This is a genomic window from Citrobacter sp. BDA59-3 (assembly GCF_015167655.1).
Lineage (GTDB): Bacteria > Pseudomonadota > Gammaproteobacteria > Enterobacterales > Enterobacteriaceae > Phytobacter > Phytobacter diazotrophicus.
Map to the genome: position 1 here is coordinate 1,887,782 of NZ_CP063427.1, position 16,260 is coordinate 1,904,041.

General features: G+C 53.4%; 12 protein-coding genes. 9 read left to right on the forward strand and 3 right to left on the reverse strand.

The features are described 5' to 3' along the window. Positions 1-219: 219 nt before the first annotated feature. Positions 220-858, forward strand: a complete 639-nt coding sequence (rutR, locus tag IP582_RS08835; RefSeq protein WP_071194644.1) for an HTH-type transcriptional regulator RutR — start codon at positions 220-222, stop codon at positions 856-858. Here the strand turns inward: rutR and IP582_RS08840 are convergent. Both IP582_RS08840 and putA read right to left on the reverse strand, forming a co-directional pair. Beyond that, positions 855-1,250 carry a lysozyme inhibitor LprI family protein gene (locus IP582_RS08840; protein ID WP_039078656.1) on the reverse strand — a complete coding sequence of 132 codons (396 nt, stop codon included), beginning with the start codon at positions 1,248-1,250 and terminating at the stop codon, positions 855-857. The two genes, rutR and IP582_RS08840, sit on opposite strands and share 4 nt — an antisense overlap. 117 nt (positions 1,251-1,367) lie before the next feature. After that, positions 1,368-5,330: a trifunctional transcriptional regulator/proline dehydrogenase/L-glutamate gamma-semialdehyde dehydrogenase gene (gene putA, locus IP582_RS08845; RefSeq protein ID WP_193795688.1), complete on the reverse strand. Its 3,963-nt coding sequence runs from the start codon at positions 5,328-5,330 to the stop codon at positions 1,368-1,370. Between the two features lie 388 nt (positions 5,331-5,718). Here putA and putP point away from each other — a divergent pair, with 388 nt between their 5' ends. Continuing rightward, a complete protein-coding gene (gene putP / locus IP582_RS08850; protein WP_193795689.1) occupies positions 5,719-7,227 on the forward strand; it encodes a sodium/proline symporter PutP in 1,509 nt (502 codons plus the stop codon). Positions 7,228-7,321: 94 nt separating this feature from the next. Next, positions 7,322-7,753: a DUF3574 domain-containing protein gene (locus IP582_RS08855; protein WP_108701624.1), complete on the forward strand. Its 432-nt coding sequence runs from the start codon at positions 7,322-7,324 to the stop codon at positions 7,751-7,753. A 35-nt stretch (positions 7,754-7,788) separates the two neighbouring features. Here the strand turns inward: IP582_RS08855 and IP582_RS08860 are convergent, their stop codons facing one another. Further along, complete coding sequence (locus IP582_RS08860) at positions 7,789-8,973, reverse strand: NupC/NupG family nucleoside CNT transporter (RefSeq protein ID WP_193796217.1); 1,185 nt, start codon at positions 8,971-8,973, stop codon at positions 7,789-7,791. A gap of 277 nt (positions 8,974-9,250) precedes the next feature. Here IP582_RS08860 and efeU point away from each other — a divergent pair, with 277 nt between their 5' ends. The 6 genes from efeU to IP582_RS08890 all read left to right on the forward strand — a co-directional run bounded on the left by efeU (position 9,251) and on the right by IP582_RS08890 (position 16,250). After that, positions 9,251-10,084: an iron uptake transporter permease EfeU gene (gene efeU / locus IP582_RS08865; RefSeq protein WP_039078776.1), complete on the forward strand. Its 834-nt coding sequence runs from the start codon at positions 9,251-9,253 to the stop codon at positions 10,082-10,084. A gap of 53 nt (positions 10,085-10,137) precedes the next feature. After that, positions 10,138-11,265: an iron uptake system protein EfeO gene (efeO, locus tag IP582_RS08870; protein ID WP_039078661.1), complete on the forward strand. Its 1,128-nt coding sequence runs from the start codon at positions 10,138-10,140 to the stop codon at positions 11,263-11,265. Between the two features lie 5 nt (positions 11,266-11,270). After that, positions 11,271-12,554, forward strand: a complete 1,284-nt coding sequence (efeB, locus tag IP582_RS08875) for an iron uptake transporter deferrochelatase/peroxidase subunit (protein ID WP_193795690.1) — start codon at positions 11,271-11,273, stop codon at positions 12,552-12,554. Positions 12,555-13,096: 542 nt separating this feature from the next. Next, positions 13,097-13,885 (forward strand): phosphate starvation-inducible protein PhoH, encoded by a 789-nt coding sequence (gene phoH, locus IP582_RS08880; RefSeq protein ID WP_039078777.1) that lies wholly within the window; start codon positions 13,097-13,099, stop codon positions 13,883-13,885. Between the two features lie 280 nt (positions 13,886-14,165). Further along, positions 14,166-15,446, forward strand: a complete 1,281-nt coding sequence (locus IP582_RS08885; protein ID WP_132438974.1) for a hypothetical protein — start codon at positions 14,166-14,168, stop codon at positions 15,444-15,446. Positions 15,447-15,581: 135 nt separating this feature from the next. Then, a complete protein-coding gene (locus IP582_RS08890; protein ID WP_079496748.1) occupies positions 15,582-16,250 on the forward strand; it encodes a YecA family protein in 669 nt (222 codons plus the stop codon). The last annotated feature ends 10 nt before the right edge of the window (positions 16,251-16,260 follow it).

Consider the following 16,260-nt stretch of genomic DNA (forward strand, 5'->3'; position numbering starts at 1 on the left):
TGAGCCTCGCATCAACGATTTAGCAAAGGAGATGCCAGTTTTGAAAAGTGCATTGTTATTAGTGTGTTAAGCAAAAGTTGACGAAATGCAGATTAAAAAAGTGGACTAAATGGTCAAAAACAGTGCACAAAAAACAGGCGCTCTTGCGCCATGGCTGTGCAGGGGTCGAGTCGGCTCGCGCCATTTGATATGCTGAGAAAAATCAATAAGGAGAAAAAGATGGCGCAGGATACGGCGAAAAAAGCGGGCAAGCGGACGCAGGCGGTGAACGAGAAAAAAGAGGCCATTCTGGCTGCGGCGCTTGAGACCTTTTCCCTGTATGGCATTCACGGTACGCGCATTGAAAAGGTGGCGGAGCGAGCGGGGGTATCAAAAACCAATCTTCTCTACTATTACCCTTCCAAAGAGGCGCTCTACCTTGCCGTGTTGCGCCACATCCTTGCTATCTGGCTGGCGCCGTTAAAAGCGTTTCGTGAGGACCTGACCCCGCTGGTGGCGATTGGGGAGTACATCCGCTTAAAGCTTGAAGTTTCGCGTGATAATCCGCAGGCGTCACGGTTGTTCTGCATGGAGATGCTGCAAGGCGCGCCGGTGCTGAAAGAAGAGCTGGAAGGATCGCTGAAAGCGCTGGTGGAAGAGAAATCGGCCATTATTGCCGGTTGGGTAGCCAGCGGCAAACTGGCACCGGTCGACCCGCATCATCTTATTTTTATGATTTGGGCCTCAACCCAGCATTATGCCGATTTCGCCACTCAGGTAGAGGCGGTGACCGGCACAACGTTACAGGATGAGGCCTTTTTTCAGCGCACGGTAGAAAACGTGCAGCGGATGGTGACCGAAGGCATCCGCGTGCGTTAGTTGGCGGTCGGGAAAGGGCAGCTCAGATCACCCTCACCGCACTGCAGGAGAGACGAAAGCCAGGCTTCGCGCTCGTTCGTTTTATCGGTCATGCACTGGTTGATGACCATAGGCTGCGCGCTGCCTTGTTCGGAGCCGGAGCCGATAAACGCACAGTCGGCATCGCGCAGGGCAATCCAGTTTTTCTGCGCTTTTTTCAGTAAGTCACGCTGTTGTGGCGTGGCGCGTTTGAGTGCCGTCTGCCAGGTCTGGTTGAGCTTTTTGTCCGCCTTGTCGTATTGATCGGCGCTACACATGTTCATTTCTGTCTGCGAGATAGCGTTGTCGCAGTCCTCCGCCAGTGCGCTGGCGCTGACCAGCAAAACCACCCCTGCAATCAATAAACGTTTCATATTTTCTCCGTATAAAAAAATGCCGGATAGCATTGTGCATATCCGGCATACGGTACTACGGCTTCGCGCTGAATTGTAGCCCCGACATTCAGTACATTATCAGCGAGTTTTGCGCCCTTAGCCGATGGTCATCAGGCTGGCATTGCCGCCTGCGGCCGCGGTGTTGACACTCAGCGAACGCTCCAGCCATAAACGCTCCAGCAAAATGTTGCTCTCACCACGGGCAAAACCCTGTACCGAGATGATGGCGCCATCGCGCGTCGCGATATGTCCGCACAGTTCGCGTAGCTGATCGGAGTCACCGTGATAGATAACCGCATCAAATGGCTGTGAAAGCAGGTTATCGAGCGCGGCCAGCGTGATCCTGGCGCTGACACTCTCCGGTAACGCGTTATGCAGGGTGCGGTGAAGCTCATCATCTGGCCACAATACCCGACAGCCGCTGGCGAGGGCTGCCGCAAGCTGTGTCAGGCTATCTTCTGCGTTATCGGCCATGCAGAGAACCGACTCGCGGGGCAGCAGCGTCCAGGTATTGCGTTCACCGGTAGGGCCGGGGAGTACGCGCTGGATCCCGGTCTGGGCCAGTTCGCCAAACCGCTGGCAAATAGTCTGCAATGCCGGTTTATCCTCTGCCCATTGTGTCAGCGCATCCAGCGGCTGGATCAGGCTCGGTTTAAGCTGTGCATCAAGCGGGAAGCGGGCATCGTGACGCGACAGCGTCTGCTTGATGGCCGTTTCCGGGCGGCTGGCGAGCAGGCGATAAAGGTACAGCGGTCCGCCAGCTTTAGGCCCGGTGCCAGATAGCCCCTCGCCGCCGAAGGGCTGTACACCCACGACCGCGCCGACCATGTTGCGGTTCACGTACAGGTTGCCGACATGCGCGCTGCCGGTCACCTGAGCGATAGTCTCATCAATGCGGGTGTGAACACCCAGCGTCAGGCCATAACCTGCGGCATTAATCTGACTTACCAGTTTGTCGAGATCGTTGCGGCGGTAGCGCACCACGTGCAGCACCGGACCAAAGACCTCTTTTTTCAGCTCGTCCACACTCTCCAGCTCAATCAGCGTTGGCATTACAAAGGTGCCGGTTCGCCATTCACGGGCATCAAGGGTGTTTTCATGGGCCGTCTGGAACACCGGGCGACCTTTCTCGCGCATTGCCTGAATATGTTTCTCAATATTCTCTTTGGCTTCGCGGTCAATCACCGGACCGATATCCGTTGTCAGGCGTCCTGGATTCCCCATGCGACATTCCGCCATCGCGCCGCGCAGCATGGTGAGGGTATGTTCGGCAATCTCTTCCTGCAGGCAGAGTACGCGCAGTGCCGAACAGCGCTGTCCGGCGCTATCAAAGGCCGAGGCGAGCACATCGACCACCACCTGCTCGGTCAACGCAGAAGAGTCGACAATCATTGCATTCAGCCCGCCTGTTTCGGCGATAAGCGGCGTCGGACGCCCTTGTGCATCCAGTCTTGTGGCAATATTGCGTTGCAACAGGCTTGCCACTTCCGTAGAACCGGTGAACATCACGCCGCGTACGCGGTTATCTGACGTCAACTGCGCGCCTACGGTTTCGCCCCGGCCTGGTAGCAGTTGCAGCACGCCCGCTGGAACGCCCGCTTCCCGCAGAATAGCGACGCCCTGTGCGGCAATCAGCGGTGTCTGCTCTGCCGGTTTTGCCAGCACGGTGTTACCGGCCGCCAGCGCCGCCGCGATTTGCCCGGTGAAAATCGCCAGTGGGAAGTTCCACGGGCTGATACAGACCACCGGACCCAGCGGGCGGTGGGTTTCGTTAGCAAAATCTTCCCGTACCTGGCCTGCGTAATAGCGCAGGAAATCGACCGCTTCACGGACTTCGGCTATCGCATTGCTGAATGTTTTGCCTGCTTCGCGTACCAGGATGCCGAGCAGTGTCTGCATCTGGTCTTCCATCAGTACCGCCGCACGTTCGAGGATCGCCGCGCGCTCCTGGGGCGGGGTGGCAAACCAGATAGGCGCGTTATTCACCGCACTTTCCAGCGCGCGCGCCACTTCACTGCCGGAGGCTTCCCGAACATAGCCAACAACATCTTTCGGCTCTGCCGGGTTGAGCACGGGCTCCATTTCACCTTCCGCTACCGGGGTTTCCAGCAACGGTTTGGCCTGCCATTTCTGCGTCGTGCTGTTGAGCAGGGCAGAGGAGAGGGAGGCCAGTCGATGTTCATTGGCCAGGTCCAGCCCTGCTGAGTTGATACGCCCCTGTCCGTACAGCCAGCGTGGCAGCGGGATTTTCGGATGCGGCAGGCCAACATGACCTTCTTGTGTCGCCAGTTTCTCTACCGCCAGCACCGGGTCGGCCACCAGTTCATCGAGCGGCAGCGATGTATCGGCAATACGGTTCACAAAGGAGGTATTGGCGCCGTTTTCCAGCAGGCGACGCACCAGATAAGCCAGCAAGGTTTCGTGGGTGCCCACCGGAGCGTAGATGCGGCAAGGGCGGTTCAGCTTGCCGTCCGAGATTTTTCCGACCACTTGCTCGTAGAGCGGCTCGCCCATGCCGTGCAGACACTGGAACTCGTATTGACCCGGATAGTAGTTTTGCCCCGCCAGTTGATAGATAGCGGCCAGAGTATGGGCGTTGTGGGTGGCGAACTGCGGGTAAATCAAATTCGGCACGGCGAGCAATTTTTTCGCGCAGGCCAGGTAGGAGACGTCGGTATAAACTTTGCGCGTATAGACCGGATAGCCCTCCAGTCCTTCCATCTGCGCGCGTTTGATCTCGCTATCCCAGTACGCGCCTTTCACCAGACGGATCATCAGGCGACGGCGACTACGTGAGGCCAGATCCGTCAGGTAATCAATGACGAACGGACAGCGTTTCTGGTAGGCCTGAATCACAAAACCGATGCCGTTCCAGCCCGCCAGTTCTGGTTCGAAACAGAGCTTTTCCAGAAGATCGAGGGAGATCTCCAGCCGGTCGGCCTCTTCGGCGTCGATATTGATGCCGATGTCATACTGGCAGGCCAGCAGCGCCAGCGATTTCAGGCGCGGGTAGAGCTCGTCCATCATTCTGTCGTACTGGGCGCGGTTGTAGCGCGGGTGCAACGCAGAGAGCTTAATGGAGATCCCCGGCCCTTCATAAATGCCGCGGCCATTAGAGGCTTTCCCAATCGCGTGGATCGCCTGCTGGTAAGAGACCATGTAGGCCTCAGCATCGGCAGCGGTCAGCGCGGCCTCACCCAGCATATCGTAGGAGTAGCGGAACCCTTTTTCTTCCAGTTTGCGGGCGTTAGCCAGCGCTTCGGCAATGGTTTCCCCGGTGACGAACTGCTCGCCCATCAGGCGCATCGCCATGTCCACCCCTTTGCGGATCAGCGGTTCGCCGCTCTTGCCGATAATGCGGTTAAGTGAGTGCGACAGGCTGGCTTCGTTGTGGGTAGAGACCAGTTTGCCGGTAAAGAGCAGGCCCCAGGTGGCGGCATTGACGAACAGCGAGGCGCTGCGGCCAATATGCGATTGCCAGTTACCATTGCTGATTTTGTCGCGGATCAGCGCATCACGGGTGGCCTTATCAGGAATGCGCAACAGCGCCTCTGCCAGGCACATCAGCGCCACCCCTTCTTGCGAAGAAAGTGAAAATTCTTGCAACAAACTCTGTACCATACCCGCCCGGCCGGACGCGGTCTTTTGGTTACGCAGCTTCGCCGCCAGTTGGCTGGCTAACTGCTGGGTATTTTCGGCAATCGGCGGCGCAAGACGCGCCTGCTCAAGCAGCATGGGAACCGCATCCGTTTCCGGGCGACGCCAGGCGGCGGTGATAGCGGCACGTGAAACCGACTGCGGCAAAATGTTTTCGGCGAATTCGAGGAAAGGCTGGGCACTTTCATCAGCGCTGCTATCGGCTTCATCGCTTTCGGCGTACTGACCCGCATGGGTCGCAGGCAATTCTGGAATTATTTCGTTATTTTCGAGTTTTTCCAGGTAGCTAAAGATGGCCTGCTTAATCAGCCAGTGTGGTGTGCGGTCAATCGATGCAGCAGCGGCTTTCAGTCGCTCACGCGTCGCATCATCAAGTTTAACGCCCATGGTGGTGGTACCCATGTTTTTCTCCTGCAATTTTTGTTGTGTGCAGACTATCCGTCATGTTGCAACTTTGTGCAACCTTGTTAAATGTGACTGGGTTAACAAGGTCAATATTGAACGATAAGTTAATTGTATGTAACTGGAATTGGCATACTGAATTACGGTTAAAGGCGAGTGAATTTGCGGTAGATAACACTTTTTTAAGGTGCAACCTTTGAAAGTGTGACATGGTGCAACCTGGTGGAAAATAATGACGGTTTCGGGATGAAATTAATGTAAATGCTGTGTTAAATCATTTGTGAATAACCGGGGCTTCCGGCAGGATACGGTCGCTTCATAACAACAATCACATCGCTACCCCGTTCCGGTGGTGAAGATAACGGGTAAATCCTGGAGACTTTTATTGATGGCAATTAGCACACCGCTGCTGGTGACCTTTTTCATTTATATCTTTGGCATGATTCTCATCGGGTTCTTTGCCTGGCGTTCAACGAAAAACTTTGATGACTATATTTTAGGTGGTCGTAGTCTGGGCCCGTTAGTGACTGCGTTATCCGCAGGGGCATCGGACATGAGCGGCTGGTTGCTGATGGGGCTGCCCGGCGCCATTTTTATCTCGGGTATTTCTGAAAGCTGGATCGCCATTGGCCTGACGCTTGGCGCGTGGGTCAACTGGAAGCTGGTCGCAGGCCGTCTGCGCGTGCATACCGAGGTCAACAATAATGCCCTGACGCTGCCGGACTATTTTACCGGCCGTTTTGAAGATAAAAGCCGCCTGCTGCGTATTATCTCGGCGGTCGTCATTCTGGTGTTCTTCACTATTTATTGTGCCTCCGGCATCGTGGCGGGCGCGCGTCTGTTTGAAAGTACCTTCGGCATGACATACGAGCACGCGCTATGGGCGGGTGCGGCGGCAACCATTATCTATACCTTTATCGGCGGTTTCCTGGCGGTAAGCTGGACCGATACCGTACAGGCGAGCCTGATGATTTTCGCCCTGATCCTGACCCCGGTGATTGTGATCCTCTCCGTAGGTGGCCTTGCGGACTCGCTGGAAGTTATCAAGCAGAAAAGCATCGAAAATATCGACATGCTGAAAGGGCTGAACTTCGTTGCCATTATTTCGTTGATGGGCTGGGGGCTGGGATATTTCGGTCAGCCGCATATCCTGGCGCGCTTTATGGCGGCGGATTCTCACCACAGCATCGTCCATGCCCGCCGTATCAGCATGACCTGGATGGCCCTGTGCCTTGCCGGGGCCGTTGCCGTGGGCTTCTTCGGAATTGCCTATTTTAATAACCACCCTGAACAGGCTGGCGCGGTCAATCAGAACGCAGAACGCGTGTTCATTGAACTGGCACAGATTCTGTTCAATCCGTGGATTGCCGGGGTGTTGCTGTCAGCGATTCTGGCGGCGGTAATGTCCACCCTGAGCTGCCAGTTGCTGGTGTGCTCCAGCGCACTGACCGAAGATTTCTACAAGGCGTTCCTGCGTAAAAACGCCGGGCAGACCGAGTTGGTCTGGGTTGGCCGCGTGATGGTGCTGCTGGTGGCGCTGGTATCCATTGCGCTGGCGGCGAACCCGGAAAACCGCGTGCTGGGCCTGGTCAGCTACGCATGGGCAGGCTTTGGCGCGGCGTTTGGCCCGGTGGTGCTGTTCTCGGTCATGTGGTCAAAAATGACCCGCAACGGCGCGCTGGCCGGGATGGTTATCGGTGCGGTCACCGTTATCGTCTGGAAGCAGTTCGCCTGGCTGGGGCTGTATGAAATCATTCCGGGCTTTGTGTTCGGTAGCCTTGGCATTGTGGTGTTCAGCCTGCTGGGTAAAGCACCGTCTCGCGCGATGCAAGATCGCTTCGCCGAAGCAGACGCACATTATCACTCTGCGCCACCGACGCGCTTGCAGGCCGACTGATCCCTCTTGCTAAACCCGCTTCGGCGGGTTTTTTCTTGATATAACAGTGCATTTACGCTCTTATCACATTGCTTATAACAATGAGGATAGCAAGATGAAGATAAAGACAGGGGTTACTGCACTGGCGTTCGCGGGTTTACTGGCAGGCTGCGTCGCCCAGCCGGCAAAACAGGCTCAGCAGCCCGCCCAGAGCTGCAAAGCCGATAATCAAATGCAACAAACCACGCTCTATTTCGGCTTAAGCCGCCCGGCAGGGAAAGATGTCACCGCACAGGAGTGGCAGCAGTTTGTCGATACGGACGTGACGCCGCGCTTTCGTGATGGCCTGACGGTGTTTGACGCGCGCGGACAATGGCTGGGTAACGACGGCAAAGTGGCGAAGGAAGCGAGCAAAGCGTTAATGCTGATCCACGGGAAAGATGCCGGAAGTGAAAGCAATATCGAAACGCTGCGCACGCTCTACAAAACCCGTTTCGGTCAGGAGTCTGTGATGCGGGTTGATCAACCGGTTTGCGTACAGTTCTGATAAAAAAACGGCGGGCGTGAAGCCCGCCGTGAGGATTAAAGTACAACGCCTGCAAAAGCGGCGGAAAGCAGACTCACCAGCGTTGCACCATAGACCAGGCGCAAACCGAAGCGTGAGACGACATTCCCCTGCTGCTCGTTAAGCCCTTTGATGGCGCCCGCCACGATGCCGATTGAGGCGAAGTTGGCGAACGACACCAGGAATACGGAGAGGATCCCAAGCCCACGCGGCGTCATTTCAGCGGCAACTTTCTGCAGTTCGATCATCGCCACAAACTCGTTAGCCACCAGTTTGGTCGCCATAATGCTGCCCGCATGCAGGGCATCGGAAAGCGGAATGCCGACCAGCCACGCCAGCGGGTAGAACACATAGCCAAGAATTTGCTGGAAGCTGATGCCAAACAGGGCAGAGAAGAGGGCATTGACCGCGCTAATCAGGGCAATAAAGCCAATCAGCATGGCCAGGATAATCATCGCCACTTTGAAACCGGCCAGAATATATTCCCCCAGCATCTCAAAGAAACTTTGTGATTCGTGGAGTTTTTCCAGCTTAATTTCCGGTTCGGCTTCCGGGCGCGTCGGGTTAATGACTGACAGGATAATAAAGGTGCTGAACATATTAAGGATTAACGCCGCCACCACATATTTGGCATCCAGCATCGTCATATAGGCGCCGACAATCGACAGCGATACCGTCGACATCGCGGTTGCGGCCATGGTGAACAGACGACGTGAGGACAGGTCGGCCAGAATCCCTTTGTAGGCAATGAAGTTTTCCGACTGGCCAAGGATCAGCGAGCTGACCGCGTTAAACGACTCCAGCTTGCCCATGCCGTTGAGTTTTGACAGCAGCGTGCCGATAAGACGAATAAAAATCGGCAGAATACGCCAGTGCTGCAAAATACCGATCAGCGCGGAAATAAAGACGATAGGGCACAGAACGCCGAGGAAAATAAACGCCAGCCCTTTTTCACTCATCCCACCAAAGACAAAGCTGGTGCCTTCACCTGCAAATTTGAGCAGTGTTTCAAAAAAGCCAGAGACATATTTAATCAGCGTCAGTCCGCTTTGCGCATGCAAAAAGAACCATGCCAGCGCCAGTTCAATAACCACTAATTGCAGAATAAAGCGCACGCGAACTTTGCGGCGGTCAAAGCTGGTGAGCCATGCCAGAGCCAGAATGACGACCAGCGCCAGCAGAAAATGTAGGAAGTTGATCATGTCGAAAATTGTGCAGGTAATTGGGGCGCTCATTTAGCCACAGCCCGTATACTCAGTAAACAAAAAGTTAATGATTTGTAAGCTAACTTTTTGCCATATACCTTCTGATTCTGCATAACAGCCGTTTCGATCAGTCTAAGTTTGCGACCCGGTTACATCCTTTCATTATTCAGATTAATTTTCGCTTGAGTTTCTTTTTTTCGTAATGATAATCACTATCAAAGAAATTTACTTTTCTTTTCAGCAATTGACCATTGATGACAGCAGAGGCGTCCGCATGTTTGTTCCATTTCTCATTATGTTACGTGAAGGCCTCGAAGCGGCACTGATCGTAAGTTTGATTGCCAGTTACCTCAAGCGCACTCAGCGCGGACGCTGGATTGGCGTGATGTGGATTGGCGTATTCCTCGCCGCGGCGCTATGTCTGGCGCTCGGCATCATCATTAACGAAACCACCGGTGAGTTCCCGCAGAAAGAGCAGGAGCTGTTTGAAGGTATTGTCGCGGTGATTGCCGTGGTGATCCTGACATGGATGGTCTTCTGGATGCGCAAAGTCTCCCGTAACGTCAAAGTGCAACTGGAGCAGGCGGTGGATAACGCTCTCGCCAGCCGAAACAACCATGGCTGGGCGCTGATCATGATGGTCTTCTTCGCCGTGGCGCGCGAAGGGCTGGAATCGGTCTTCTTTCTGCTGGCGGCATTCCAGCAAGATGTGGGGATCTGGCCGCCTGTGGGCGCGGTGCTTGGGCTGGTTGCGGCCGTGGTACTCGGCTTCCTGCTCTACTGGGGCGGCATTCGTCTGAACCTCGGTGCGTTCTTCAAATGGACCAGCCTGTTTATTTTGCTGGTTGCGGCAGGTCTGGCGGCAGGGGCGATTCGCGCCTTTCATGAGGCCGGACTGTGGAACCACTTCCAGGATGTGGCGTTCGATCTGAGCAACGTGCTGACCACGCACTCTCTGACGGGCACGCTGCTGGAAGGCATTTTCGGCTATCAGGAGACACCGAGCGTCAGCGAAGTTGGCGTCTGGTTCCTCTACTTAATTCCTGCGCTGGTGCTGTATGTCATGCCATCGCGCTCAGGCTCGCAGCCTTCCAGAGCTGCACAATAATCGCTGTACCGGGTGAATTATAGTTACAACATACTTTAAGAAGGGAAGGGGTCATGGCAATTCATTTTCGTCGTAGTGCGTTACAGGCAGGGATCGCAACGCTGCTTTCTTGCGCGTTTGCTGCCCATGCAGCGGATGTCCCTCAGGTAAAAGTGACCGTCACGGACAAGCAGTGTGAGCCGATGAATCTGACGGTCAACGCGGGTAAAACGCAGTTCCTCATCGTCAACCAGAGTCAGAAAGCGCTGGAGTGGGAAATCCTTAAAGGGGTGTTGGTGGTTGAAGAGCGCGAAAACATTGCGCCGGGCTTTAGCCAGAAGCTGACCGCTAACCTGCAGCCGGGTGAATATGACATGACCTGCGGCCTGCTTACCAACCCGAAAGGCAAACTCATCGTTAAAGGCCAGGCGACGGCGGATGCGGCAAAAAGCGAAGCGCTGCTGAGCCTTGGCACTGCTATCACCGACTATAAAGCCTACGTGACGGCCGAGACAGCCGAACTGGTAAAAGGGACAAAAGCCTTTACCGATGCGGTGAAAGCGGGCGATATCGAAAAAGCGAAATCGCTGTATGCCCCGACGCGCCAGCACTATGAGCGTATTGAACCGATCGCTGAGCTGTTCTCCGACCTGGACGGCAGTATTGATGCCCGCGAAGATGACTATGAGAAGAAGGCGGACGATCCGAAATTCACCGGTTTCCACCGTCTGGAAAAAGCCCTGTTTGGCGACAACTCGGTGAAAGGCATGGACACCTATGCTGACCAGCTCTACACCGACGTGCAGGAACTGCAAAAACGCATCAGCGAGCTGGCTTTCCCGCCGTCAAAAGTGGTGGGTGGCGCTGCGGGTCTGATTGAAGAGGTCGCGGCGACCAAAATCAGCGGTGAAGAAGACCGCTACAGCCATACCGATCTGTGGGATTTCCAGGCTAACGTCGATGGCGCGCAGAAAATTGTCAACCTGCTGCGTCCGCAGTTGCAGAAAAACAACGCCGAACTGCTCGGTAAAGTGGATGCGAACTTTAAAAAAGTCGACGCTATTCTGGCGAAATACCGTACCAAAGACGGCTATGAGACCTATGACAAGCTGACGGATGCCGACCGTAACGCGCTTAAAGGGCCGATCACGACGCTGGCGGAAGATCTCGCTCAACTGCGCGGTGTGCTCGGTCTGGACTAACTATCATGAATGACAAAGAAGAGTACGGCGTTAGCGAGCCTTCGCGTCGCCGTTTATTAAAAGGTATGGGCGCGCTGGGAGGCGCCCTTGCCCTGGCAGGAGGATGCCCGGTGGCGCATGCGGCCAAACCGCAAAGTGCGCCAGGCACACTCTCCCCGAATGCGCGCATGGAAAAGCAGCCCTTTTATGGTGAGCATCAGGCCGGGATTTTGACGCCGCAACAGGCGTCGATGATGCTGGTGGCGTTTGATGTTCTGGCGTCCGACAAAGCCGATTTGCAGCGTCTGTTTCGTCTGTTAACGCAACGTATCGCTTTTTTGACCGAAGGGGGGCCGGCGCCGGAAACCCCCAATCCGCGCCTGCCGCCGATGGATTCCGGTATTCTCGGGCCGTTTATCGCACCGGATAATCTGACCATCACGGTTTCGTTGGGTGATTCTCTGTTCGATGACCGCTTTGTCCTGCGTGCGCAAAAACCGAAAAAATTGCAAAAGATGGAGCGCTTTCCCAACGATGCGCTGGTCTCTTCATTAAGCCATGGTGATCTGCTGGTGCAAATCTGCGCCAATACCCAGGACACGGTGATTCATGCCCTGCGCGATTTGATTAAACACACGCCTGATTTACTGAGCGTTCGCTGGAAGCGAGAGGGGTTTATCTCCGACCACGCCGCGCGCAGTAAAGGAAAGGAGACGCCGGTAAACCTGCTGGGCTTTAAGGATGGCACGGCAAACCCGGACAGCAGTGATAACGCGCTGATGGACAAGGTTGTGTGGGTAACAAACGATCAGGCGGAGCCTGCATGGGCCGTGGGTGGTAGCTATCAGGCCGTGCGTATCATTCAGTTTCACGTGGAGTTCTGGGATCGTACGCCACTCAAAGAGCAGCAGACTATCTTTGGTCGCGATAAGCAAACCGGCGCACCGCTGGGGATGCACAACGAGCATGATGTCCCCGATTACGCCAGCGACCCCGGCGGCGATGTGATTGCCCTGGACAGCCATATTCGTCTGGCGAATCCGCGTACGCCAGAGACGCAGTCGAGCCTGATGATGCGCCGGGGTTATAGCTATTCCCTGGGCGTCACCAATGCCGGGCAGCTTGATATGGGACTCCTGTTTGTCTGCTATCAGCACGACCTGGAGAAGGGGTTTCTGACCGTGCAAAAACGTCTCAATGGCGAAGCGCTGGAGGAGTATATTAAGCCCATCGGCGGCGGCTACTTCTTCGTGTTGCCAGGGGTTAAAGACCAAAACCAGTATCTCGGGCAAGCACTGCTCGAAGCCTGAAAAAAGAATCCTGCCTGAAGCCAGGCAGGATAATCTCTTATCTGTAGCATCCGTTCACACTTTTTCTGCCATCAAACTATCGATTTTTCGTATGAGAAAGTATCTGTTATTTTTCTGTAATATTCTTCGTAGACACTCTTTTCCATAGCGCAGGGTAAACGCTCGTTACCTTTCGGTGAAAATAATGTTGCGTTTATGCTAATTCCTGATGTACTTATTACATAGAATTACTGCCCTGCGGTGATGTCGTCACCTGGAGATCGCGGATGGTAAAGTCCACAACTGGACGTAACACCAACAAACAGCGCAACACCCGGCTTGGGGATGCACACTCCGGCAGTAAACGCTTCACCTCTGAATTTCTCTCCTTCATTCCTGTTTCTGATTTAACCGACATGGCAAGCGCTGATGACGGTTGCTTTGTTATGTCAATTTCAAAGGCAAGACATGGCTTAAAAGGAAGCCAAACCTCAGACGTTCGTGCGCATAATCGTGCCGATTTTGGTGCGTGTGATGTAAACCAACAACTCAAGGTGCTATCCATGGGAAGACAGAAAGCAGTGATCAAAGCTCGTCGTGAAGCTAAACGTGTGCTGAGACGCGATTCGCGCAGTCACAAACAGCGTGAAGAAGAGTCGGTCACCTCGCTTGTGCAGATGAGTGGCGTTGAAGCAATTGGAATGGCAAGGGATAGCCGTGATAATTCACCGATTGTTGCGCGTAATGAAGCTCAGGCGCAGTACCTGAATGCTATCGAGAGTAAACAACTGATATTCGCGACCGGGGAAGCCGGCTGCGGTAAAACATGGATCAGCGCGGCGAAAGCGGCGGAAGCCCTGATTCATAAGGATGTGGACAGGATTATTGTAACCCGACCGGTTCTGCAGGCCGACGAAGATCTCGGCTTCTTACCTGGTGATATTTCGGAGAAGTTCGCCCCTTATTTCCGGCCCGTCTATGATGTGCTGGTGAAAAGGCTGGGTGCGTCCTTCATGCAATACTGCCTGCGACCAGAGATTGGTAAGGTAGAGATCGCGCCGTTCGCCTATATGCGCGGACGTACCTTTGAAAATGCGGTTGTCATTCTTGACGAGGCTCAGAATGTGACCGCTGCGCAAATGAAAATGTTCTTAACGCGCCTCGGGGAAAATGTGACGGTAATCGTCAACGGTGATGTGACTCAGTGTGATTTGCCCCGTGGGGTGCAGTCCGGTCTGAGCGATGCGCTGTCGCGTTTTGAGGAAGATGAGATGGTAGGGGTGGTGCGTTTCACCACAGACGATTGCGTCCGCTCCGCACTCTGCCAGAGAACGCTGAAAGCCTACTACTAAGCTTTTTAGCGCATGATAAGAGCCCGGGAAACCGGGCTTTTTTTTGCTTTAAATAAAATCACTCATCGGTTTTTCATGTACTAAAACAGGTGGGTACATGTCGTCTGATAATCCTGTTAGTGTTATGCGCCGCTTTTTAATTATCAACATTGCCGTTGGCTATTTCGCCTTAGCTGTATTTAACAACTTCTACGGATCGGGCGCTGCCACTGATTGTTTTTAGGTGATGCTGGTAAATGCGGAACATAAAGTAAAAGTGTCATTATTTTAAGAGGGAATTATGCGCGGGATTGTATGTATTTTAGGGTTGTCAGTCGTATTGGTCGGCTGCGATAAAGCGGTTGAAGATAAAAAGATTTCTGAACTGACAAGCGAAGAAGCTCAGACTTTATGTAAGTCGCCGCAGGCAATTGAGCAATTAACAAACAACTTCAAAGCGGGCACCAGTGAGTTTTTAACCCAACATCCCTTTAACTATTATCCTTTTAGCGATCGTAACGTTGACTCGACCAAAAGCATTACTGATTCGGAGCTGAGAAGAAAAAGTCGTATTGATGACAGTTTTCTCTATTCCGCTGATACCTTTAACAAAGGCTTTGGCCAGACTGACGTTCTGAAAATAAGTAACCCGACGCTTTCTGCAACAGGCCAGGACAGCCTGACCTGTAGTGCCCAGGCTGATTTCAGCAGTGATGAGATTTACGGTAAAGCCTTCTCAACGCCGGTCTCCTATACCATCACTAAGGCTGATAAGAAAATTATCACCGAAGGGAAATTCGCGCTGACCGACATGAAGCAAAGTAAAGTCGAGCCGACGGCGGGCCAAAAGGCGTGGCGTGATAAATATGAAGCAGAATTAAATGCAAAAGATCAGGCGCTGAAAAACGTTGCCGACAGCGAATATCAGCCGATTTCTACAAAAGATCTCTTTTATATCTATTTTGCCCAGACACCGCGCCAGTTTAACGATGATGAACTGATGGGACTCTTTAGCAATAAATGGAACAATACCAGCGATTCATTTGCGAAAGAAGACATCAAAAAAGAAGAACTGCCGCAAATTAAAGCAAAAATCGCGCAATATAAAGACATCAAAAATATCGTGATTTATTCCACCACCGATGGTTCTTATCATGATGAGGACTTCCTGAAGCTGAAAACAGCGTCGGGTGAAAACGCTATCAAAATTAACGATATGGGGATCTTCACCCTTACCGATAGCAGCTATGATTTTGCAAAGAAAGGCTATGAATATCATAACTTCCTTTGCAACATGAACGGGGGCATCACCGTCAATGAACGGGGTGTATCGTTATCTGTCGATAAGACCGTCCGTGGCTGCACAGTGCTGGTTCCTGACGATCAGGCCCGTGAGATCTCTGCGAAGTTCGCCGATTTCAAAGGCAAAGGCAAAAATGTCAGCACCTCAGCGAAATATTTCATCCATATCGACAGCATTAATGGCGATCGTAATACCATTGAGGCAACGCTGGTAAAAGATGATGTACAGCTTATCGACCCTGACACTAAAGCGGTGATTTTGCATACGGTCATCAATTAAAAGGCCGTTCAGCGCAACGAAAAATTGACGCCAGAATCCTGATTATAAATAGCCGGGCTTGTCCCGGCTTTTTTACGCTTATCGTTTCTGTGATACCCTTCTTTTTTATCCCTTATGCCATCAGGAGAGTCGTAAATGACCGAAGGCCCGTTAAATGAAAATGAATTGCAGTGGCTGGAAGAGACATTGGTCGCTTATGGCCACAGCGATGAGTCCGTACTCGATGTGGCGGAGCTGGATGGTATGTTGACCGCCGTATTATCCGGCCCGGTGGTTGTCGAGCCGGATCGCTGGCTGGTGGCTGTATGGGGCGGCGAAAAGAACATTCCGCGCTGGAAAAACGATCGTGAAATGAATCGCTTTATCGATCTCTGCTTTAAACATTTGAACGATATTGCCGAGCGCCTGAGTGATTACCCGGATCAGTTTGAACCCGTCTTTGGTTACAACGAAGTGGACGGTAAGAGCTACACGGTGGTTGAAGAGTGGTGTTTTGGCTATATGCGCGGCGTGGCGCTAACCGACTGGTCAGGCTTGCCGGAGGAGCGTAAGGCCGATCTGGATATTATTGCCTTGCACGGGCTGGAAGAAAACTTTGAGCGTCTGGATGAATTCACCGAAGAGGAATTCAATGAAAGCGTAGAGGCTATCAGGCCTGCCGCTCTGCGTCTGTATGAGTACTGGTCGGCGAATCCACAACAGCCTGTTGCTCAGAAACCGCAGGTGAATGGTGTAAAAGTCGGGCGTAACGATCCTTGCCCGTGCGGCAGCGGTAAGAAATTCAAAAGCTGCTGCCTACACTAAAAAAACCGGG